This window comes from Vreelandella populi (assembly GCF_003989825.1).
GTDB classification, from domain to species: Bacteria; Pseudomonadota; Gammaproteobacteria; order Pseudomonadales; family Halomonadaceae; genus Vreelandella; species Vreelandella populi.
The window spans coordinates 158,576-179,479 of record NZ_RZHE01000014.1; the positions used below are offsets into that span (position 1 = coordinate 158,576).

At 54.3% G+C, this 20,904-nt stretch carries 16 protein-coding genes and 1 rRNA gene; 14 read left to right on the forward strand and 3 right to left on the reverse strand.

The genetic code is table 11. From position 1 onward, the window contains the following. Positions 1-9 precede the first annotated feature (9 nt). The 3 genes from ELY25_RS14515 to ELY25_RS14525 are packed head-to-tail and all read left to right on the forward strand — an operon-like array spanning position 10 to position 2,526. On the forward strand, positions 10-804 hold the full coding sequence (locus ELY25_RS14515; protein ID WP_126951981.1) for an MlaA family lipoprotein: 795 nt from the start codon (positions 10-12) through the stop codon (positions 802-804). Between the two features lie 8 nt (positions 805-812). Next, positions 813-2,006, forward strand: coding sequence for a PP2C family protein-serine/threonine phosphatase (locus ELY25_RS14520; RefSeq protein ID WP_126951982.1), 1,194 nt, complete (start codon positions 813-815; stop codon positions 2,004-2,006). Next, positions 1,996-2,526, forward strand: a complete 531-nt coding sequence (locus ELY25_RS14525; protein ID WP_126951983.1) for an STAS domain-containing protein — start codon at positions 1,996-1,998, stop codon at positions 2,524-2,526. The genes ELY25_RS14520 and ELY25_RS14525 overlap by 11 nt, the downstream gene beginning before the upstream one ends. 47 nt (positions 2,527-2,573) lie before the next feature. Here the strand turns inward: ELY25_RS14525 and tal are convergent, their stop codons facing one another. Both tal and ELY25_RS14535 read right to left on the reverse strand, forming a co-directional pair. Next, complete coding sequence (gene tal / locus ELY25_RS14530; protein ID WP_126951984.1) at positions 2,574-3,512, reverse strand: transaldolase; 939 nt, start codon at positions 3,510-3,512, stop codon at positions 2,574-2,576. A 26-nt stretch (positions 3,513-3,538) separates the two neighbouring features. Continuing rightward, complete coding sequence (locus tag ELY25_RS14535) at positions 3,539-5,188, reverse strand: methyl-accepting chemotaxis protein (protein WP_126951985.1); 1,650 nt, start codon at positions 5,186-5,188, stop codon at positions 3,539-3,541. Positions 5,189-5,357: 169 nt separating this feature from the next. On the opposite strand from ELY25_RS14535, the gene ELY25_RS14540 reads away from it, so the two are divergent. The 6 genes from ELY25_RS14540 (at position 5,358) to pstB (ending at position 12,108) form a co-directional block, all read left to right on the forward strand. Further along, positions 5,358-6,545 (forward strand): multidrug effflux MFS transporter, encoded by a 1,188-nt coding sequence (locus tag ELY25_RS14540; RefSeq protein ID WP_126951986.1) that lies wholly within the window; start codon positions 5,358-5,360, stop codon positions 6,543-6,545. Between the two features lie 19 nt (positions 6,546-6,564). After that, positions 6,565-7,269 (forward strand): sulfite exporter TauE/SafE family protein, encoded by a 705-nt coding sequence (locus ELY25_RS14545; RefSeq protein WP_422822388.1) that lies wholly within the window; start codon positions 6,565-6,567, stop codon positions 7,267-7,269. A gap of 144 nt (positions 7,270-7,413) precedes the next feature. Continuing rightward, entirely contained in the window at positions 7,414-8,424 is a 1,011-nt protein-coding gene (locus tag ELY25_RS14550; RefSeq protein WP_126951988.1) for a substrate-binding domain-containing protein, read from the forward strand. Positions 8,425-8,526: 102 nt separating this feature from the next. Next, positions 8,527-9,906: a phosphate ABC transporter permease subunit PstC gene (gene pstC, locus ELY25_RS14555; RefSeq protein WP_126951989.1), complete on the forward strand. Its 1,380-nt coding sequence runs from the start codon at positions 8,527-8,529 to the stop codon at positions 9,904-9,906. Between the two features lie 6 nt (positions 9,907-9,912). Continuing rightward, entirely contained in the window at positions 9,913-11,271 is a 1,359-nt protein-coding gene (gene pstA / locus ELY25_RS14560) for a phosphate ABC transporter permease PstA (protein WP_126951990.1), read from the forward strand. A 21-nt stretch (positions 11,272-11,292) separates the two neighbouring features. Then, positions 11,293-12,108 carry a phosphate ABC transporter ATP-binding protein PstB gene (gene pstB / locus ELY25_RS14565; RefSeq protein WP_126952000.1) on the forward strand — a complete coding sequence of 272 codons (816 nt, stop codon included), beginning with the start codon at positions 11,293-11,295 and terminating at the stop codon, positions 12,106-12,108. A gap of 54 nt (positions 12,109-12,162) precedes the next feature. Here the strand turns inward: pstB and ELY25_RS14570 are convergent, their stop codons facing one another. Next, positions 12,163-13,350, reverse strand: a complete 1,188-nt coding sequence (locus tag ELY25_RS14570) for an acetyl-CoA C-acyltransferase (protein ID WP_126951991.1) — start codon at positions 13,348-13,350, stop codon at positions 12,163-12,165. Between the two features lie 125 nt (positions 13,351-13,475). On the opposite strand from ELY25_RS14570, the gene ELY25_RS14575 reads away from it, so the two are divergent. The 5 genes from ELY25_RS14575 (at position 13,476) to ELY25_RS14595 (ending at position 20,893) form a co-directional block, all read left to right on the forward strand. Continuing rightward, positions 13,476-14,039 (forward strand): TetR/AcrR family transcriptional regulator, encoded by a 564-nt coding sequence (locus ELY25_RS14575; protein WP_126951992.1) that lies wholly within the window; start codon positions 13,476-13,478, stop codon positions 14,037-14,039. A 275-nt stretch (positions 14,040-14,314) separates the two neighbouring features. Further along, on the forward strand, positions 14,315-15,979 hold the full coding sequence (locus tag ELY25_RS14580; protein WP_126951993.1) for an AMP-binding protein: 1,665 nt from the start codon (positions 14,315-14,317) through the stop codon (positions 15,977-15,979). Positions 15,980-15,999: 20 nt separating this feature from the next. Next, complete coding sequence (locus ELY25_RS14585) at positions 16,000-16,767, forward strand: SDR family NAD(P)-dependent oxidoreductase (RefSeq protein WP_126951994.1); 768 nt, start codon at positions 16,000-16,002, stop codon at positions 16,765-16,767. Between the two features lie 229 nt (positions 16,768-16,996). Beyond that, positions 16,997-18,799: an acyl-CoA dehydrogenase C-terminal domain-containing protein gene (locus ELY25_RS14590; RefSeq protein WP_126951995.1), complete on the forward strand. Its 1,803-nt coding sequence runs from the start codon at positions 16,997-16,999 to the stop codon at positions 18,797-18,799. A 561-nt stretch (positions 18,800-19,360) separates the two neighbouring features. Further along, positions 19,361-20,893 (forward strand): 16S ribosomal RNA (locus ELY25_RS14595). Positions 20,894-20,904 lie beyond the last annotated feature (11 nt).

Here is a 20,904-nt window from a genome sequence, read left to right on the forward strand (position 1 = left end):
GGAAAGATCATGCTGCGGTTACTAGCCAGGCAGAAGCACACTATCTCCATGCCTAAGGCAGCGCTGCCTGTCATGCTGCTTACCACGCTGGCAGCTAGCGGCTGTGCCAGTACGCAAATGGCGCAAGAGGCGCACCCGGAAGATCCCTGGGAAGGCTTTAACCGCCGGGTGTTTGTATTTAACGATGTGCTGGACCGTTATGCATTAAAGCCTGTGGCAAAAGGCTATCGCACCGTGACACCTGACCCCGTGCAAACCGGCATTGGCAATTTCTTTTCCAACTTGGGGGAAATACGCACGGTCATCAATAGCCTGCTTCAGGGCAAACCTGCCAATGCGGGACTTGCCACCTCTCGGTTTCTGATCAACACAACGGTGGGTATTGGCGGACTGCTCGATTACGCAACGCTGATGGAAATCACCGCAGACGATGAAGATTTCGGGCAAACGCTGGCCGCTTGGGGATGGGAGGACTCGCGTTACCTGGTCTTGCCCTTGTTAGGACCCAGTACGTTGCGTGATACCACCGGGTTGCCCGCGGATATGGCTTCTTACCCAACGTTTTATATTGAAGATGATGCTACCCGGCTGGGGCTGATGGCACTCAATGTCGTTGATATTCGTGCAGGCCTGCTCGACCAGGAAGACCTGATTCAGGGGGATCGGTACCGGTTTATACGCGATGCTTTCCTGCAGCGCCGCCAGTTTGAAATTAACGATGGCCAGTTAGGCGATGATCCATTTGCAATGGACAGCTTTGACTTCGACGATAGCGACTTTAGTGACGACGATTTTGCCGATTGAGGCGTAACATGGATCATTCCAAGCAGCTGATTGCGGTGATCGACGAGCCGGGTCCGGAGCGTAACGCGTTGGCAGAAGCGATCACCTGTGATGACATGTGGGTATTCGCGGCAGCTGATATTGACCACCTGCCTGCAGAAACCGCTCTGATTGTAGCCCATGCGCATTCGGTACCGCGTCAGCAGTGGTCACAGTTGGCTGGCCGCCTGCCTACCTTGGTGGTCAGCGATTCCCGTGAAGATGCTGATCTGATCAAGGCGATTGATGTAGGCCTTGTCGACTACATTGTGCATCCACTGCGCCATGCTGAACTGCTGCGGCGAATGATCCGTAAAGCTATCGAGTTAAATGCGCTGGCAATTGAGCGCGACCGTGACCATGAACGGCTTGCGGAGTTGAATGAGAGCTTGGAGACACATCTTGCGTTATTGCGTATGGATCAGCAGAGCGGAGGGCATATTCAAAGGCGACTATTGCCAGCACGCCCCAAGGTAATCAATAACGTCTATTATGATTACTGGTTTGCACCCTCGCTTTATTTGTCCGGTGATTTTCTTGACTACCAGCGCTATAACGAGCGTTACAGTACTTTCTACTTTGCCGACGTTTCGGGGCATGGAGCGTCTTCAGCATTTGTGACAGTGCTCTTGAAGTACCTGTGTAACCGCTGGCTTCATGAGTGGGATGGTCAGCAGCCAGAGCAGTTGGCGCCTAATTGGCTGGCCGCCATGAACCGAGAGTTGCAGGGAACTGACATCGGTAAACATGCAACCCTGTTTGTCGGGGTTATTGACCATCAGTCGTATACCCTTCACTATTCGCTCGGCGCACAGCTGCCGATGCCTTTATTGGCCGCCAACGGCAAGCTCGTTCGGCTTGAAGGAGAGGGAATGCCGGTAGGTCTTTTCCCGGATATAGAGTATCCTTCGCTCAGCTGTGCTTTACCGGCTGAATTTCGTTTATGGCTGTGTTCAGACGGTGTATTGGAATGCTTGCCGGGTAAAACGCTCGACACGCGGCTCAAGGAACTTGAGCAATTAGTAAGCGAAAGTGTCACGCTTGAGCAGTTGCGCGACCGGCTAGCCAAAACAAATGCGCTCCTGGCAGAAGGAGGCGCAATTGATGAGGCGAACCAAGACCGCGATGCTTTACCCGATGATCTGACAATCATGATGGTGAGCGGATTTGGTCATGCTGATTGAAGAAGGCCGTATCAAGGCGGCGTTCGACTCTGGTGTTTTTGTCCTAAAATTGTGTGGTGATGTGCGCCTAACGCTTTGCACAACGCTTGATTCCCAGGCGCAGCGTCTTGCCGAAACGCCGGGGTTGCGTGCCGTCATGATTGACCTGCGGGAAGCAACGAACGTTGACTCAACCGCGCTGGGTTTTCTGGCTAAGGTCGCCATGGCGGTGAGAGGGCGGTTGGTACATCCACCCACGATTATTGCTGATAACCCCGATGTTCGAAAAATGCTTGATGTGATGGGGTTTGCGCGTTTTTTTACGCTAATGGAAGCACCGCTTCAGCAAAGCTCGGTACTCAATGATGCACTGATTGAGCTACCCGAGGAGCCCGCAGACGAAGTAGGGCTGCGCGAGCGTATTCTTGAAGCGCACCGTATCCTGATGCATATGAATGAGCATAATCGCGAGCAGTTTCAACCGCTGGTGGAAATGCTGGAAGCACAAAACATCGAACCTCAACACGAAAGCCCTTACTAGGGCTTTCGCATCTTTACGTCTTTATATCCTGTCTCTTTGATAGCACATCACGCTTTGCGTAACGTCTCTAGGAGCGTTTCCAGCTGGCGCTGATCTGCCATGAACTTGCGGATACCTTCCGCCAGCTTGTCAGATGCCATTTCATCTTCGTTCATGGCCCAGCGAAAATCGCCCTGCGTCAGCGTTTCGGCTTTTGAACTGCTAGCCCCCATGGGGGTCAGCTTGCGTGGCAGTTCGCCTTGCTGCTCATCAAGCTCGTTAAGCAGCGCCGGGGAAATGGTTAGCCTATCACAACCGGCCAGTGCCTGAATCTCACCAATATTGCGAAAGCTTGCGCCCATCACAATGGTGGCGTAGCCATGCCCCTTGTAGTAGTTGTAGATCTGCTTCACCGACTGCACGCCCGGGTCGTTGTCACCGGAAAAGTCGGCGTCGGGCTTGCGCGCCTTATGCCAATCCAGAATGCGGCCGACAAAGGGGGAGATCAGGGTCACCCCGGCATCGGCACATGCCTGCGCCTGGGCAAAACCGAACAGCAGCGTAAGGTTGGTGCGGATGCCTTCACGCTCAAGCTGTTGTGCCGCCTGAATGCCTTCCCAGGTGGACGCCATCTTGATCAGAATACGTTCTGCACCAACGCCTTTCTGGGCATAGCGTTCAATTAGCGAATGCGCACGCGCGATGGTGGCATCACGATCAAAAGAGAGGCGGGCACTGACTTCCGTTGACACATAACCTGGCACCAGTTCACTGATTTCACTACCGATCTCAACGGCCACCCGGTCAGCTGCATCATCAATATCGGTGCTTTCCTTGGCAATAACGGCAAGGCGTGCCCGGCGCTGCTCCTGTTGAGCTGCCTGGAGTATCAGTGAAGGGTTGGTGGTTGCATCCTGAGGCGCAAAACGACGAATGGCTTCAAGGTCGCCGGTGTCAGCGACAACCGACGTCATTTCTTTAAGTTGGGTCAGTAAGCTAGTGGCCATGCAGTGCTCCTTGCGTAAATGGTCTCTTACTGTAGCAAGGCTTGAGCGTGCTGAATATTATCCGATGGATGTTCCTCCGGTGCCGCCTGCCAAACAAAATCGTCGCAGGCCATAGTGTTGGCGACCTTAAAGCGTGCTGCCTGTTCACGCATGCGTTCCGCGGCGGCTTCAAGTGACATCGCATCTTTTGCTGTCGTTTCAACCTGGCAAGCATTGGCCCGGTTCACCTGCGTCTGTTCGTGCAGGGTCTTATTCAGGTGCTCTATATGCTGATGCTGCTCCATGGCAGCATCGGCAATCTGTAGCATGAGGCTATTGGCTTGTTCGGTTGATGCCACAATGGCTTGCATGCCCTGGCTTGCCTGATTCGATAGTGTGTGACCGCGTTCAATACTGCTGGCTGACGTGGCTAGCAGGGTTTGAATCTGACGTGCAGCTTCTGCGCTACGTGAGGCGAGCCCGCGCACTTCACCGGCCACTACCGCAAAGCCCTTACCTTGCTCACCCGCGCGTGCGGCCTCAACGGAGGCATTCAAGGCTAGAATATTGGTTTGAAACGCGATGGCATCGATAACGTTGACAATTTCGTCAACCTTTTTGGACCGCGTATGGATTTCTTGCATGGTCGTGAGAAAGTCGGCCATGGTCTGGCTGCCTTCCTTCGACTGCGCGGCAGCCATTGAGGTCAACTGAGTAGCATCTGCGGCGTAACCCGCCGTGGTGGCCACGTTCTCGGTCAATTCATCCAGGTTGGCGGCGGTCGCTTCGTGAGACGCATTTTGCTGGCGGGTACGAATGGCCAAATCTTCATTGCCTAACGCCAGACGTTGAGCGCTATCGAAAATATGGCGGCTATTGCCGTGCAGCTCTGAAACGGTGTCAATTAATGCCCGCTGCATATGGTCAAGCGCCTGATAGAGCTGGCCTATTTCATTATTTCCCTGCTGGGGGACCGCAACGCTTAAATCGCCCCCGGCCATGGTGCGAAAATGGCTGATCAAACGATTAATAGGCAGCAAAATATGACGCTGTCCTATCCAGGCCATCAAACCAAGGAACCCAAAAGCCAGGCCTATCCCCAGCAACAGCAATTGCCCGATAGATTGCGCTCGGTTTTCTGCCCGGGTCATTAGATCGATACCCTGGCGGTCGGCCAGTTGGTAAAAGGTACGGGCTTCCTCGCTAAATGCCTGGCTATGTGCCAATGCATCCAGCGTTAACTGTCGATAACCGCCGCGATCACCCGTCTGTACGGCTTTTAGTTGTTCATGCATGGTGGTGATAAGTGATTGTGCCTGCTGTTCAATAGCGTCGCGCCGCGTTTCATAGGAAGTATTGGCAGTTGCCTCAAGGAAACTGGTCAGTGACATCGCCATTTCAGAAAGCTCGTTTTCAACCGCCTGAAGCGCCTCTGCGGGGTCGCCTAGAGAAGGGCGTAACTGCCGCTCCAACGCTCGATCCAGACGATGTAGTCCTTCAAGCCCTGCAATATGCAGCCGGTTGAGCGATGATGACTGTTGAACGTTAACCTGCTCAAGCGCAGTCAAGTCATGTTGGCTTTGTTGCATTACTTTCCAGGTTAAAAATGCAAACATCAGCACGCATAGCGCGACCAACACTAGCGCCGATAGACTTAACCAGCGTAATGAGAAATTTTTCAATGCGTTAACGCTCATAAATGTCCCCCAAGGATCAGTATTAGAAAGGGCTTATGAGGCAAAGGTTAAGCAGGTTATGTTGCAGTTTTTAGCGTGTGCAGTGCTAAATTTATGCAGTAACTGTATTATTAGCGGCCTATCTATCATTAGCTTCGCTTGATGATTGCCGAATAACTCAAGGAACCTCATGGAACTCAGCCCTCGCCGGGTCGCCTTGTTGGTTGCAGCCAATACGGCGCTTGCCCCGTTTGCGATTGATGCCTATCTGCCCGCCATTGGCGTGCTAGCGGACTCCATTAATGCCAGCATTCATCATACCGAGCTTTCCATCAGCATATTTTTGCTGGGCTTCGCGATTGGCCAGCTCTGCTTTGGCCCGCTTTCTGATCGGGTAGGGCGCAAGCCGGTACTGTTGGGAGGATTGGCGGTATTTATGCTGACCAGCCTGATGATCACGACCGCCGATAGCCTGGCTACGCTGCTAGTCTGGCGTTTTCTTCAGGCTCTGGGGGGCGGCGCCTGCGTCGTTAACTCTGCCGCTATCGTGCGAGACTGCTTTAGTGGCCGTGAAGCTGCCAAGGTGATGTCCACTATGGCTATGATCATGATGTTGGCGCCTTTGGTAGCTCCAGCGGTGGGAAGTGTACTGTTGCATATTGCTGGCTGGTGGCTGATTTTTGTGTTCCTTGCCGTATATGCCGGTTTTTTACTCTGGCTCTTGGGCACACGACTGCCAGAAACCCGTGATATGACGCTGCCCGCGGCTTCACCTCGGCAGGTGATCAGAAATTACGCCAGCGTACTGCGCCATCGGGAGGGAATGGGGTATATCTGTGCTGTTGCCGCTTCGTTTGCCGGGCTTTTCGCTTTTGTGACGGCGTCACCCTTTATTTACCTAGATTACTTTGGGCTATCACCCGGCATCTATCCGCTGGTGTTTGGCGTCAACGTTGTGGTGATTGCACTCTCCAACCGGGTCAACATTCACCTGTTGCGCAAGCGCACACCGCAGCAGAATCTGCGATTGGGATTAACCGTACAGCTTGTGGCCGCGCTAGGCCTTGTACTGGTTACCTCGCTGAATATGGCGACGCTGTATACGGTGGTGCCGCTGATTATGCTGTTTACCGGGATGATTGGCCTTATTACCCCTAATGCAATCTCCTCGCTGCTTGACCACTTTGGGCATATCAGTGCTACCGCAACAGCGCTGCTGGGAGGAATTCAATTCAGCTGTGGGGCGCTGGCAGGCTTTCTGGTTGGGGCGTTTGAAGTGGCGCACCTGTGGCCCATGGTGCTGACCATGCTGGGAGCATCTGTGCTGGGTAATGTCGGCGTGCGCCTACTGACGGTAAAACCTACAGGCTATGCATAGCGTTTTTACTTGGCTTGATATGCCGCCAGCTACCTGGGCAGGGTGCGCAGCCGTGCTGGCGCTGGGCGCTTTTGTACAGCGAGCTACCGGTTTCGGTCTGGCTGTGGTGGGCGCGCCGCTCTTATTGATGCTGGAGCCGCGGCTGGTGCCGGTGGTCCTAGTTCTTTTCGGGCTGACCATTTCACTTTTAATGGTGCGCCACTACTGGCATGAAATCCGCTTTGATGCGATAGGAGTGGCGTTGATCGGGCGGCTACCCGGCAATGCGCTGGGCGTTTGGCTGCTGTTGGCCGCGCCCATGGTAATACTTGAAAAGCTGATTGCGGCTATCGTGCTGTTTGCCGTGCTGGTAACGCTATGTCGTTTCAAACTGCCGGTGAACCGCATAACGCTTTTGATGGCGGGAGTGCTGTCGGGGATTTTTGGCACTGTAGCGGCCATTGGGGGTCCACCCATGGTGCTTTTGATGCATGGCTTCCCACCCGATCGCATGCGGGGTAGTCTCGCTGCCTTCTTTATTGTGACTTCATTGCTCACCTTGGCCACGCTGGCGATCGCCGAACAGGTGCATCTATGGCACTTTCAGGTGGCACTTACCCTGCTGCCCGCCGTGTTACTCGGTAACCTGGTCGCTGATAAAATTGCCCATCGTCTTGATAGGCGCATGCTTCAATATGCCTCCCTTGGGCTATGTTCAGCGGCAGCTATTGCACTGTTGCTGTAGACCGTTAGGGCCTTACAGCAAGATTTTTTCGACTGTCATATTTCTGCAATCGTTTGTGTGCAAACTCCTCTTTGTGGAAGGCCAGACGGCCAAATTTTCGGTAAGCAGTGGCTAACCGAATATCAAACCAAAGGGGAACACGACGTGAAAAAGCAGATGCTAAGTGTTGCAGTAGTAGCCGGTCTCGCCGCCAGTGTCTCAACCGCCGCCATGGCTCGTGACACTATCCAGATTGCTGGCTCCTCTACCGTGCTGCCGTTTGCAAGTATCGTAGCGGAAGAGTTCGGTAATACTTACTCTGAGTTCAACACGCCGGTCGTTGGTTCTGGTGGTTCAAGCGGCGGTCTTCGTCAGTTCTGCCAAGGCGTTGGCGAAAACACTATCGATATCGCTAATGCCTCGCGCCCTATCCGCAGCGGCGAAATCGAAAGCTGTGGTGAGAACGGCGTTAACGAAATTCTTGAAGTGAAATTCGGCTATGACGGCATTGTATTTGCCTCGCGTCTTGATCGTGCCGAGTTTGCCCTGACACCTGAGCACGTATTCAAGGCAGCCGCTGCCCAGTTGCCGCAGGATGGCGAGCTAGTTGCTAACCCCTACACCCGTTGGTCTGAAATCGATAGCAGCCTGCCGGATCAGGAAATCGTACTGGTCATCCCGGCTTCCAACCACGGTACCCGTGAAGTATTCGAAGAGAAAGTCGTACACCCAGGCTGCGATACCGTAGCCGAAGTGGAAGACGACGCCTGTAACAACCTGCGTGGCGACGGCCGTATCGTAGAGATCGCTGGCGACTACACTGAAACGCTGGCTCGCCTGGATGCTCAGGAAGACGCGGTAGGTGTTTTCGGTCTGAGCTTCTACGACCAGAACCGTGACCGTCTGCAAGTTGCAACCGTTGATGGCGTAACGCCGAGCTTGGAAACCATCGGTTCTGGCGAGTACCCGGTTTCTCGTCCGCTGTTCTTCTACGTGAAAGGCGAGCACCTGGATGTGATTCCTGGTCTGGCTGAATACACTGAATTCTTCCTGAACGAAATGACTTCTGGCTACGGCAGCCCGCTGGAAGACGCTGGCTTGATTCCCATGGATGAAGAAGAGCGCGCCGAAGCGCTGGAGCAGTTTCAGTCTCGCACGGTAGCCACTGGCGAGTAAGCTGAACGGTTCAGGTTTTTAAGTTAATCAAGTCTGTTTTTGCGCCAGCATCGCATAGTTGATGCTGGCGTTTAAACGTAGGAAGTCAAAGGCGGAGAAATAATGAGCAACCTTGCCTTGATAGCCACGCTGCTGGTAATGATGGCCTTGGCATACCACCTGGGCTTGACACGCAGTCGCGCGGTTGCGGCAGAGCATGATGTACGGATGCATTCTCGGCCCGGTTATTATGGCGTGCTGGTAGCCCTCTGGTGTGGATTACCTGCGCTTGCCATATTCTTGTTATGGTCATTTTTGGCGCCGCAGTTAATCGATATGCTGGTCACTCAGCAGTTGCCAGCCGATCTGGTGGCAGGGCTTAGTGATCGTGAGTTACAAACCTTGTTGCGTCGTGTAACCGCCCTGGCCAACGAACAGGGAGTCTCCGGTGGGGGGAGCCCTGAAGAGCTAGCCGCAGCGGGGCACATGGCAAGGCTTCAGACCATTGAGAACTTTAGCCTGGTTGCCTTGATGGCCGTGCTGGTAGTAGTCGGTCTGATTTTCGCCCGACGTCGCATCTCACCTAATTGGCGTGCCCGTAACCAGGTAGAGCGCGTTATCATGTTTGCCTTGGCGGCAAGCTCAGCAGTAGCCATCTTTACCACCATTGGTATTGTGCTTTCCATGCTCGGTGAGGCGCTCCGCTTTTTTAGCTTTATTAGTCCCGCAGAGTTCTTTTTTGGCACGGTCTGGAATCCCCGATTTAGCACGGCGGGTGCTTCAAGCCAGGGTGATTTTGGTTTGTTGCCGCTTTTATGGGGAACGATGATGGTAAGTACCATCGCGCTCCTGGTCGCCATTCCTGTGGGCCTAATGACCGCCATTTACATGGCAGAATACGCGCCCCCGTGGCTGCGTAACGTGGCCAAGCCTGTGATCGAAATTCTGGCAGGTATACCAACCATCGTTTACGGCTTTTTCGCGCTGATTGTGGTGGGGCCGTTCCTGTCGAGCGTCGGCGATCTTATCGGTATCAATATTCGCACGACCAGCGCACTGACGGCGGGCTTGGTAATGGGGATTATGATCATTCCGTTCGTCTCCTCTCTCTCTGACGACATTATTACCCAGGTACCTAAATCACTTCGGGACGGCGCGCTTGGCTTGGGGGCGACCAAATCAGAAACGATTCGTCAGGTAGTGCTGCCAGCCGCACTCCCTGGCATCGTGGGCGCCTTTTTGCTGGCGGCGAGCCGAGCAATTGGTGAAACCATGATCGTGGTGCTGGCTGCCGGTAATAACCCCGTGCTGCATGCCAATCCCTTTGAGGCCGTTTCGACCATTACCGTCACCATCGTCAACCAATTGACAGGGGATATGGATTTTGCGAGTCCGCAGTCGCTGGTTGCATTTGCCCTCGGTCTAACCCTTTTTGTCATCACATTAGGGTTAAACGTCATCGCACTGGTAGTAGTGCGCAAATATCGCCAGCAATACGAGTAAGTGACCATGTCCATATCGATTGAGCAGCGTCGTCAGCATCGGCTTATGACGATTGAAAAATCGCTGGCGAAGCGGCATCGCAAGGAAAACGCCTTCCGGCGAATGGGGTTGATGGCGGTTGTTACCGGCATGACGCTGGTCGCTATCCTGTTTGTAAGCATTTTAATGCGCGGGGTGCCCGCGTTCTGGCAAGCAACGTTCTACATGGATGTCTATTTTGATCCTGAGGTGGTTCAGCTAGAGCCAAAGCCTGAACGTGAAAGCGGCGAGAGCCAGTTTGCCTTTAACGAGCGCTACTCTCAGTGGCTGACCCGTGCCGGGCTGGTCAATTGGCAAACGCTGATTGATAACGCGTTGGAAGAGGCTCTGGGTGAAGAGGTTGAGCCGCGCCAGTTAAGAGACTTGCGAGCGCTGGTAACGTCAGGTGAACGCTATGCGCTACGCGACCGGTTTGTCGAAGATCCTGCGCTACTTGGTCAAACAGTCGAACTCAAGATGCTGGCCAGTGCCAACGTAGACGTATGGATCAAGGGCAATATTGATCGCGACCTACCGGATGCCCGCCAGCAGTTAAGCGCGCAAACGCGTACCTGGGCAGACCAGCTTGAAGAGCAGGGCGTTATTAGTAACGCGTTCAGCACCTCGCTGTTTTTGAACACCGACTCGCGCAGCTCGCAGGCATCGGCCGGTCTTGCCGGGGCGTTTATGGGGTCGCTGTTCATGATGGTGGTGGTGATTGGGTTATCGGTGCCGCTGGGTGTCTCAAGCGCGATTTACCTGGAAGAGTTTGCGCCTAAAAACCGCCTGACCGACCTGATTGAAATCAACATCAACAACCTGGCGGCGGTGCCTTCTATCGTGTTTGGCTTGCTAGGCGCGTCGATCTTTATCGGCTATTTACGGCTGCCCCTGTCGGCGCCGTTAGTAGGTGGCCTGGTGCTGACGCTAATGACTCTGCCGACCATTATTATTGCGACCCGGGCGTCGCTGCGCTCCATTCCGCCCTCCATTCGTCAGGCGGCACTGGGGATTGGTGCATCAAGGGTGCAAACGGTATTTCATCATGTACTGCCATTGGCGCTGCCCGGTATCTTAACCGGCTCCATTCTGGGCGTTGCCCAGGCGTTGGGCGAGACCGCGCCACTGTTGCTGATTGGCATGAATGCGTTTGTGGCTAACGTGCCGGGCACGCCGCTTGAACAGTCAACCGCACTGCCGGTTCAGATCTACCTGTGGCAGGGTAACGAGCTGCGTAATTTCTTTGAAGCGCGCACTTCAGCGGCCATTATTGTGCTGCTAGGCTTGATGCTAAGCCTCAATGCGTTGGCGATCTGGTTGCGTAAAAAATTCGAGACGAGGTGGTAAGTGAATATTCCTGCACAGCCCATGGCAACATCTTCAGTAAGCGTTGGCAGTGGCGAGAGCCGTGTAAGCAAAGCCAAGGACAAGGTGAAGATGAATGCCCAGGACGTCAAAGTCTTCTACGGTGATGCGCAAGCCATCAACGGCATTGATCTGGATATCTATGAAAACGAGGTGCTGGCGTTTATCGGCCCGTCCGGCTGCGGTAAATCGACCTTTCTACGCTGCCTGAACCGCATGAACGACACCATCGATATCTGCCGGGTCGAGGGCAAGATCACGCTGGATCAAAACGATATCTATGCCCCGGACCGCGACGTAGTATTGCTCCGCGCTCAGGTAGGCATCGTGTTCCAGAAGCCCAACCCGTTCCCGAAGTCGATCTACGAAAACATCGCCTACGGACCACGTCTGCACGGCTTGGCCCGGCGCAAGGCGGAGCTTGATGATATCGTCGAGAGTAGTCTGCGTCGCGCGGGGCTCTGGGAGGAAGTGAAAGATCGTCTGGATAAGCCCGGTACGGGACTGTCGGGGGGCCAGCAGCAGCGCTTGTGTATTGCGCGTACGGTCGCGGTAAGCCCCGATATTATCCTGATGGATGAGCCGTGCTCGGCACTTGATCCTATTGCCACTGCCAAGGTGGAGCAATTGATTGATGAGCTGAGTGAGAGCTATACCATCGTAATGGTTACTCACAACATGCAGCAGGCCGCCCGGGTGGCTGACCGCACCGCGTTCTTCCATATGGGAGATCTGGTTGAGGTCGATACAACAGACCAGATATTTACCAACCCTCAGGACCAGCGCACCCACGACTACATTACCGGACGGTTTGGGTAAGCAAGTATCTATCAGCGCCTCCTTAAAGAGGCGCTGATAGATGCGCGGTGCGGTTCAGTCAACGAGCTCTATGGCAACCGCGGTGGCTTCTCCGCCCCCAATACACAGGCTGGCGATGCCCCGTTTACCGCCTTTAGTGCGCAATGCGTGAATCAGCGTAGCAATAATGCGCGAGCCGGTTGAGCCAATTGGATGTCCCTGGGCGCAGGCGCCGCCAAAGACGTTAACCTTGTCATGGGGTAGCCCCAGGTCATCCATTGCTATCAGGGTAACCACGGCAAAGGCTTCATTGATTTCGAAGAGATCAACGTCGCTTACTCTCCAGTTAAGCTTTTTCATCAGCTTTTCAATGGCGCCTACGGGGGCAATGGTAAACTCGCTGGGATGACGTGAGTGGGTGGCGTGCCCCAGCATCTTGGCTAGCGGTTTCAGGCCATGCCGTTCTGCCGCGGCCTGGCTTGCCAGAATAAGTGCCGAGGCGCCATCGGAAATCGAGCTGGCATTGGCGGCGGTAATCGTGCCGTCTTTAGCAAACGCTGGTCGCAGCTGGCGGATTTTGTCCGGCTTTGCCTGAAACGGCTGCTCGTCGTGCTCAACCAGCGTTTCGCCCTGGCGCGTGGATACCGTGACAGGGGCCATTTCAGCCGCTAGGTGGCCGGCATTAGTAGCCGCCATAGCGCGCTCAAGCGAAGCAATCGCGAAATCATCCAGTCGCTCGCGTGTGTAGTCGCGCTGGGTTGCAATATCCTGGGCAAATACGCCCATCAGCTTGCCTGTTTCAGCGTCTTCCAGGCCATCCAGAAACATATGGTCCTTGAGTTCGCCATGTCCCAGCCGATAGCCGCCACGTGCCTTGGTAAGTACATGGGGCGCATTCGACATCGACTCCATGCCGCCGGCTAGAAGAATCTCACCGCTGCCCGCTTTAATCAGGTCATGGGCGAGCATGGCTGCTTTCATGCCTGAACCGCATAGCTTGTTGATAGTGGTGGCGCCGCACGCATCCGGAATGCCCGCCTGGCGCATGGCTTGGCGAGCAGGCCCCTGTTTGGCACCGGCTGGTAGAACGCAGCCCATTATGCCTTCATCAATAACGCCGGGTTCGATGGCCGCTCGCTTAATGGCTTCCTTAATGGCAGCCGCACCAAGCTCAGGGGCGCTCATGGTGGATAAGCTGCCCATCATGCCCCCCATTGGTGTGCGCGTGGCGGCGAGAAACACGATGTCGGTTGCGGTGCTCATGGACTAACTCCTCAGATTTATTGTGATTATCGTGTGAAGTGACCAGCGATGCGTTGACCCACTGCAAAGGCTGTGGTTTTCTCCTGAATAACCAAGCAAGCGCTAGTGTGAATGATATGAATGTAATGAATGAATCACCTCGCCGCAAGGAGCTGACACGGCTGGCTGCCCAGCTATTCGTTCAGGAAGGGTTTGATCGCACTACCGTGCGCATGCTGGCACAAGAGATGGGCATCAAGTCAGGCAGCCTGTTTCACCATTTTAAAGATAAACAGGAAATTCTTGCGGCTGTCATTGAAGAGGGCACACACAATGCCCTGGTCATCGCCCGTCGATCGATAGAGCAATGCCCTGCCGAACCCGAGGCACGATTGCGGGCAATGGCTCGTGCCCATCTGGAAACCCTGTTTGCTGACCGTAACGCTCATGTGGTGGCACTTTTTGAATGGCGCCGGCTGGATCCGGCTGCTAGCGCACATCTTAGCCATTTGCGCGACGCCTATGAGGCTTTATGGGTAGAAGTAATTGATGGGGCCCTACAAGCCGGGCTGATTCACGGTGATCGCTTTCTCGTTTCACGATTTATTCTAGGCGCTCTGAACTGGACTGTACGCTGGTATGACCCTAACGGGTCGCGAACCCCCGATGACTTAGCTGATGAGCTGGTGGGAATGATCATGGCGCGCTAAGCGCTGTTCTTTAAGCAATCTGCCTGACGCCCCCAATGCTTTTTCCTGGCAGTAGTAAATAGATATTTGCTGCCAGCGACTCGCCTGTATATTCCCTCGACCAACGTATAACCCTTCAACGCGGTAGATAACTTGCGCTTACTGCGGATTGCTTTTAGCGTTGAGATTATCTGCGGGGTTCCGTTAACGTAAACTGAAATCAGTGCGCGTATGACGTAAAACTTTACCCCTCCTGTTGCAAGACTGCTCATTACCAACAACACAAGAGAGCCATCATGACAGCGACGCCACTTCCCGGTTATTCGGATTATCTTGCGCATTTCTCAATCGATCAGATGGTTGCCCGGCTGGATGATCTTCAGGACGGCTTGCTCAATGCTTTTGAGGCATGCTGCGGGCGCCACGTACGAACGAGCCACGGTGAAGTGCTAGCGCTGATTCATGAGGATACCCAAGGCGTAACGCACACCCTGACGTATGCCGAGCTGGATGAACAGAGCAGCAAACTGGCGGGCTGGATGGTCGCGCAAGGCTTGATAGAGGGGGATCGCATCGCCTGCATGCTACCTCGTTCAGGCGCATTGCTGATAGCGGTATTGGCTACCTGGCGGATAGGTGGCGTGTATCAGCCACTATTTACGGCCTTTGGGCCTGATGCGGTGGATTACCGGTTGAGCCGGGCAGATGCCAAGCTGGTGATTACCGATCACGCCAACCGTTATAAGTTTGATGGCTTGAGCCAGTGCCCGCCCATACTCGCGGTGGGTGGGGCGAGCGGTGAGCATCCACATGATCTGGATTGGCAGGCTGCCTTGGCACATGCACCAATGAGTGCCGAGCCGCCTCGCCTTGATCCCTCTCAGCCTTTTTTGCAGATGTTTACTTCAGGTACCGTGGGTAAGCCCAAGGGAGTGGCCGTGCCGCTTTCGGCAATGACCGCCTTTGCACTGTATATGGAGCTTGCCGTCGACCTGCGTGGCGATGATCGCTTCTGGAATATGGCGGACCCCGGATGGGCGTATGGCCTTTACTACGCTATTACCGGGCCGCTGCTGCTAGGTGTAACTACGCACTTCTGTGAAGCCGGGTTTAGTGCCGAAGGAGCGCTGGATTTCATGAAGCGCCATCGGATCACCAATTTTGCGGCAGCCCCTACAGCCTACCGTTTAATGAAGGCGTCCGGGTTGTTCGATAATGCCCATCAAACGCTGGCGCTGCGCGCCGCCAGCTCGGCGGGCGAGCCGTTAAATACTGAAGTGGTCAATTGGGTCGAAAAATCGCTGGGCTGTTCAGTCATGGACCATTACGGGCAGACCGAAACGGGCATGACCTGCAACAATCATCACACCCTTGATCATCCCAAGCATGTAGGCGGCATGGGTGTGCCTTTGCCGGGCTATCGTCTAGCCATTCTTGACGCAGAGTATAACGAGCTGCCGGCGGGAGAGCCGGGCGTGCTGGCCGTGAACATCGAACATTCGCCAGCGCACTTTTTCCAAGGGTATACCTGGCAAGAGAAAAATCCCTTTGTGAAAGGCTATTACCTGACCGGCGATGTAGTGATCCGTAATGAAGATGGTTCGTTCCAGTTTGCAGGCCGCGATGATGACATCATTACCACTGCTGGCTACCGGGTAGGTCCTACCGATGTGGAGAATAGTGTCATGATGCATCCTGCCGTGGCGGAATCAGCGGCGGTCGGTCAGCCTGACGAGCTTCGCGGCGAGGTGATCAAGTCCTACATTGTGCTTCGTGAAGGATACGAGCCAAGCAATGAGCTGGCTGAGGCAATTCGACAGCAGGTACGTGAACGTCTATCTGCCCATGCGTTCCCTCGGGTCATCGAGTTCGTCGATGAGTTACCTAAAACGCCTAGCGGCAAGATCCAGCGTTTCAAATTGCGTGCTCAAGCGGCTGAACAAGCCAGCCATAACAAGTAATCAACCAAGGGAGAGCCATTATGCAGGTAAAGGAGCGTACTTTTTTGATTACCGGCGCCGCCTCAGGGCTGGGGGCCGCTACCGCTGAGCGTTTGGCTGCAGCGGGTGCCAAGGTTGTGCTGTGTGACTTAAATGATGGGGTAACTGACCTTGCTGCCCGGCTGGGGGAGAGGGCAAAAGTCTGCCAGGCTGATATTACCTCAGCAGAACAGATGCAGCAGGTGTTTGATACCGCTGTTGCGCTGGGAGGCGAGCGAGGACTTTCCGGCGTTATTCATTGTGCGGGCGTGGTGAGCGTGGCCAAACTGGTGGATCGTGACGGAAATCCAGCCGACCTGGTGAGCTACGCTAGAACGATCAATATCAATCTTGTAGGCACTTTTAACATCATGCGCCTGGCGGCCGCTGCCATGTCTAGAAATTCGCCGGATGATAGTGGCGAGCGTGGTGTCATTATTAATACGGCTTCAATCGCTGCCTTTGATGGGCAGGTAGGTCAGTGTGCTTATAGTGCGTCCAAGGCGGGTGTGGTGGGTATGAGCCTTCCCGCTGCGCGAGAACTTTCCAGGCACGCTATTCGCGTAATGGCCATTGCACCGGGTGTTTTTGAAACGCCCATGATGAGTGAAATTCCTGAGGAAGCTGTTCAAGCGCTCGCCGCTAACGTGCCGTTTCCCAAGCGGCTGGGTAAGGCAGAAGAGTTCGCTCAACTAGCCGAGCAGATTATTGTTAACCCAATGCTCAATGGCGAGGTGATTCGGCTGGATGGCGGTATTCGCATGCAGTAACGCATTGACAGGCATTACCTGAAACTCGCCTGCATAAAGCAAGCGAGTTTTTTTATTTTATGCCAGAAGCACAGGCCACTTCGACTAAAGAACTGCCCTGGAAAACGGTTAAATTCAAACGCTCGCTTGACGCAAAGAAAAGGTCGCGCTAACTTTCAAACACGTGTTTGAAAGCCGTTTTCTAATAGTGTTTTCAGGTTTTCAGCCCCCCCTGTTCAGGAGAAGTGCGATGCCCAGCTATCAGGCCCCTTTGCGCGATATACGTTTCGTCATGGACGAAATGCTCGATTACCCCGCCCACTATGCGGCATTGTCCAAGGACGATGCATCGCCTGACGTTGTCAGCGCTATTTTGGAAGAGGGCGGTCGCTTTGCGCGTGAAGTGTTGCTACCTATTAATCAAAGCGGTGATGAAGAGGGCTGTCGGCTAGTGGGCGGTGAAGTTAAAGCGCCCAAAGGTTTTAAAGAAGCCTACCAGCAGTATGTAGAAGGCGGCTGGCCAAGCTTGGCTGCTGACCCTAAGCATGGTGGGCAAGGGTTGCCGCACTCCCTGGCCATGATGCTCTCAGAAATGATCTGTGCAACCAATCTAGCTTGGGGGATGTATCCCGGGCTTTCCCACGGTGCTGCCGATGCGTTACGTCATCACGGCACCGAAGAGCAAAAAGCGACTTATTTAACCAAGCTTATCGAGGGTGTATGGACCGGTACCATGTGCCTGACCGAGCCACATTGCGGTACGGACCTCGGCTTAATCAAGACTCGTGCGGTGCCTGCGGGTGCCGATGCGTACTCTATTACAGGTACCAAGATATTTATCTCGGCAGGGGAACATGATCTGGCCGAGAACATTGTGCACCTGGTATTGGCAAAGTTACCTGATGCTCCGGAAGGTTCCAAAGGAATTTCGCTGTTTGTCGTGCCCAAGTTCCTGCCGGACAACCAGGGGAATCCAGGCGAGCGCAATGGTGTTACCTGCGGTTCGCTCGAACACAAAATGGGGATTCACGGTAACGCCACCTGCGTCATGAACTTCGACAGTGCTATCGGCTATCTGGTTGGCCCGCCCAACAAGGGACTGGCGTGCATGTTCACTATGATGAACGCTGCGCGCCTTGGCGTGGGTATCCAGGGATTGGGGCTGATCGAAGCCAGCTTCCAGAATTCGCTGAGCTACGCTCGTGACCGCTTGCAGATGCGTGGTCTCTCCGGCAAGCAGGCGCCTGATAAACCCGCCGACCCGATTATCGTTCACCCCGACGTGCGTCGCATGCTGCTGACTCAAAAAGCCTTTGCCGAAGGTGGTCGCATGCTGGTGCTGTACGCCGCACAGATGCTGGATATTGTGGAGCACGGCCAGCCCGGTGAAGAGCGGGAGCGCGCCGAAACGCTGCTCGGACTGCTGACGCCTATCGTCAAAGCTTTCCTGACCGAGGTGGGTTTTGAAAGCACTAATGAAGGCGTGCAGATCTTTGGTGGTCACGGCTTCATTAAAGAGTGGGGAATGGAACAGCTGGTGCGCGATGCGCGTATTACCCGCCTGTATGAAGGTACGACCGGTATTCAGGCGCTGGACCTTCTGGGCCGTAAGGTGCTCATGAGCCAAGGCGAGTCGCTAAAGGTCTTTACCAAAGAAATTCACAAGTTCTGCAAGACCGAGGCTGACAATCCCGTTCTCAAAGAGTTTATCGAGCCGCTGGCTAAGCTCAACGCCGAATGGGGCGAGCTGACCATGGGGGTTGGCATGAAGGCGATGCAGGATCGAGAGGAGGTGGGAGCGGCAAGCGTTGATTACCTGATGTACTCAGGTTATGTAGCACTTGCTTACCTGTTCGCTCGCGCTGCCAAGCAGGCAGCCACTTCGCTTGAAGGTGACGACAAAGCGTTTTATGCCGCTAAGCTTAATACAGCACGCTTTTACTATCAGCGCCTATTACCGCGTACCAAGGCGCATGCCCAAATGATCCGCTCTGGAGCGGAAAGCCTTATGGCGATTTCCAGCGAAGACTTTGGTTTAGGTTTTGAAATTTGATTAATCGTTAATCGTTAATCGTTAATTACTCTGTTCGGTGGTTTGCGGCAGGCTTATTCTATGGGGCGTACCCATAAAATGAGTCTTGTCGCTTTTTTATCATTTAGTTTGAACTTTTTGAACATAGTGCTTGCCAAAGGACATTAGAAACCGTAAAGTACGCATCCGCTGCCGGGGACGCCAAGCGTTACCAGCGGTGAGTGAAGGTGAAAACCTTCGGATTATCAAGCGGTTGGATGTTTTGGATGTCGCACGTTCCACATCGAAAACAACGCCCTTGACAATCACCAGGAAATGCGTAGAATACGCCTTCCTCGCTGAGGTAAGCGGCTCCGGTCATCGAGTCGAAGGTTTTAAGCCTTTAGCGAAACCGCTCTTTAACAATTTGATCAGGTAATTCATGTGGGCGTTTGCCGATGAGGGTGACAAGTCACCAAATATCAAGGCAGGCGAACACAGCGATACTCTTCGGAGTATCACAGTATAATTCGTTTGAACCTTGAGCCAAGTTTGATCCGCTTTTGTTACCTTCGGGTAACGAGTAAGGATCACAATGATTTTAAACTGAAGAGTTTGATCATGGCTCAGATTGAACGCTGGCGGCAGGCTTAACACATGCAAGTCGAGCGGTAACAGGTCTAGCTTGCTAGACGCTGACGAGCGGCGGACGGGTGAGTAATGCATAGGAATCTGCCCGGTAGTGGGGGATAACCTGGGGAAACCCAGGCTAATACCGCATACGTCCTACGGGAGAAAGGGGGCTTCGGCTCCCGCTATTGGATGAGCCTATGTCGGATTAGCTAGTTGGTGAGGTAATGGCTCACCAAGGCGACGATCCGTAGCTGGTCTGAGAGGATGATCAGCCACATCGGGACTGAGACACGGCCCGAACTCCTACGGGAGGCAGCAGTGGGGAATATTGGACAATGGGGGCAACCCTGATCCAGCCATGCCGCGTGTGTGAAGAAGGCCTTCGGGTTGTAAAGCACTTTCAGCGAGGAAGAACGCCTGGTGGTTAATACCCATCAGGAAAGACATCACTCGCAGAAGAAGCACCGGCTAACTCCGTGCCAGCAGCCGCGGTAATACGGAGGGTGCAAGCGTTAATCGGAATTACTGGGCGTAAAGCGCGCGTAGGTGGCTTGATAAGCCGGTTGTGAAAGCCCCGGGCTCAACCTGGGAACGGCATCCGGAACTGTCAAGCTAGAGTGCAGGAGAGGAAGGTAGAATTCCCGGTGTAGCGGTGAAATGCGTAGAGATCGGGAGGAATACCAGTGGCGAAGGCGGCCTTCTGGACTGACACTGACACTGAGGTGCGAAAGCGTGGGTAGCAAACAGGATTAGATACCCTGGTAGTCCACGCCGTAAACGATGTCGACCAGCCGTTGGGTGCCTAGCGCACTTTGTGGCGAAGTTAACGCGATAAGTCGACCGCCTGGGGAGTACGGCCGCAAGGTTAAAACTCAAATGAATTGACGGGGGCCCGCACAAGCGGTGGAGCATGTGGTTTAATTCGATGCAACGCGAAGAACCTTACCTACCCTTGACATCCTGCGAACTTGGTAGAGATACCTTGGTGCCTTCGGGAACGCAGAGACAGGTGCTGCATGGCTGTCGTCAGCTCGTGTTGTGAAATGTTGGGTTAAGTCCCGTAACGAGCGCAACCCTTGTCCTTATTTGCCAGCACGTAATGGTGGGAACTCTAAGGAGACTGCCGGTGACAAACCGGAGGAAGGTGGGGACGACGTCAAGTCATCATGGCCCTTACGGGTAGGGCTACACACGTGCTACAATGGCCGGTACAAAGGGTTGCGAACTTGCGAGAGTAAGCCAATCCCAGAAAGCCGGTCTCAGTCCGGATCGGAGTCTGCAACTCGACTCCGTGAAGTCGGAATCGCTAGTAATCGTGAATCAGAATGTCACGGTGAATACGTTCCCGGGCCTTGTACACACCGCCCGTCACACCATGGGAGTGGACTGCACCAGAAGTGGTTAGCCTAACGCAAGAGGGCGATCACCACGGTGTGGTTCATGACTGGGGTGAAGTCGTAACAAGGTAGCCGTAGGGGAACCTGCGGCTGGATCACCTCCTTAAACGATGCGTC

Bases quoted from the DNA above. Each gene is read 5' to 3' on its own strand.
- pstC (WP_126951989.1), top strand. From the start codon at position 8,527: ATGAGCAACCTTGCCTTGATAGCCACGCTGCTGGTAATGATGGCCTTG.
- ELY25_RS14520 (WP_126951982.1), top strand. From the start codon at position 813: ATGGATCATTCCAAGCAGCTGATTGCGGTGATCGACGAGCCGGGTCCG.
- ELY25_RS14515 (WP_126951981.1), top strand. From the start codon at position 10: ATGCTGCGGTTACTAGCCAGGCAGAAGCACACTATCTCCATGCCTAAG.
- ELY25_RS14580 (WP_126951993.1), top strand. From the start codon at position 14,315: ATGACAGCGACGCCACTTCCCGGTTATTCGGATTATCTTGCGCATTTC.
- pstB (WP_126952000.1), top strand. From the start codon at position 11,293: ATGGCAACATCTTCAGTAAGCGTTGGCAGTGGCGAGAGCCGTGTAAGC.
- ELY25_RS14590 (WP_126951995.1), top strand. From the start codon at position 16,997: ATGCCCAGCTATCAGGCCCCTTTGCGCGATATACGTTTCGTCATGGAC.
- tal (WP_126951984.1), bottom strand. From the start codon at position 3,512: ATGGCCACTAGCTTACTGACCCAACTTAAAGAAATGACGTCGGTTGTC.
- ELY25_RS14535 (WP_126951985.1), bottom strand. From the start codon at position 5,188: ATGAGCGTTAACGCATTGAAAAATTTCTCATTACGCTGGTTAAGTCTA.
- pstA (WP_126951990.1), top strand. From the start codon at position 9,913: ATGTCCATATCGATTGAGCAGCGTCGTCAGCATCGGCTTATGACGATT.
- ELY25_RS14545 (WP_422822388.1), top strand. From the start codon at position 6,565: ATGCCGCCAGCTACCTGGGCAGGGTGCGCAGCCGTGCTGGCGCTGGGC.
- ELY25_RS14525 (WP_126951983.1), top strand. From the start codon at position 1,996: ATGCTGATTGAAGAAGGCCGTATCAAGGCGGCGTTCGACTCTGGTGTT.
- ELY25_RS14585 (WP_126951994.1), top strand. From the start codon at position 16,000: ATGCAGGTAAAGGAGCGTACTTTTTTGATTACCGGCGCCGCCTCAGGG.
- ELY25_RS14575 (WP_126951992.1), top strand. From the start codon at position 13,476: ATGAATGAATCACCTCGCCGCAAGGAGCTGACACGGCTGGCTGCCCAG.
- ELY25_RS14540 (WP_126951986.1), top strand. From the start codon at position 5,358: ATGGAACTCAGCCCTCGCCGGGTCGCCTTGTTGGTTGCAGCCAATACG.
- ELY25_RS14570 (WP_126951991.1), bottom strand. From the start codon at position 13,350: ATGAGCACCGCAACCGACATCGTGTTTCTCGCCGCCACGCGCACACCA.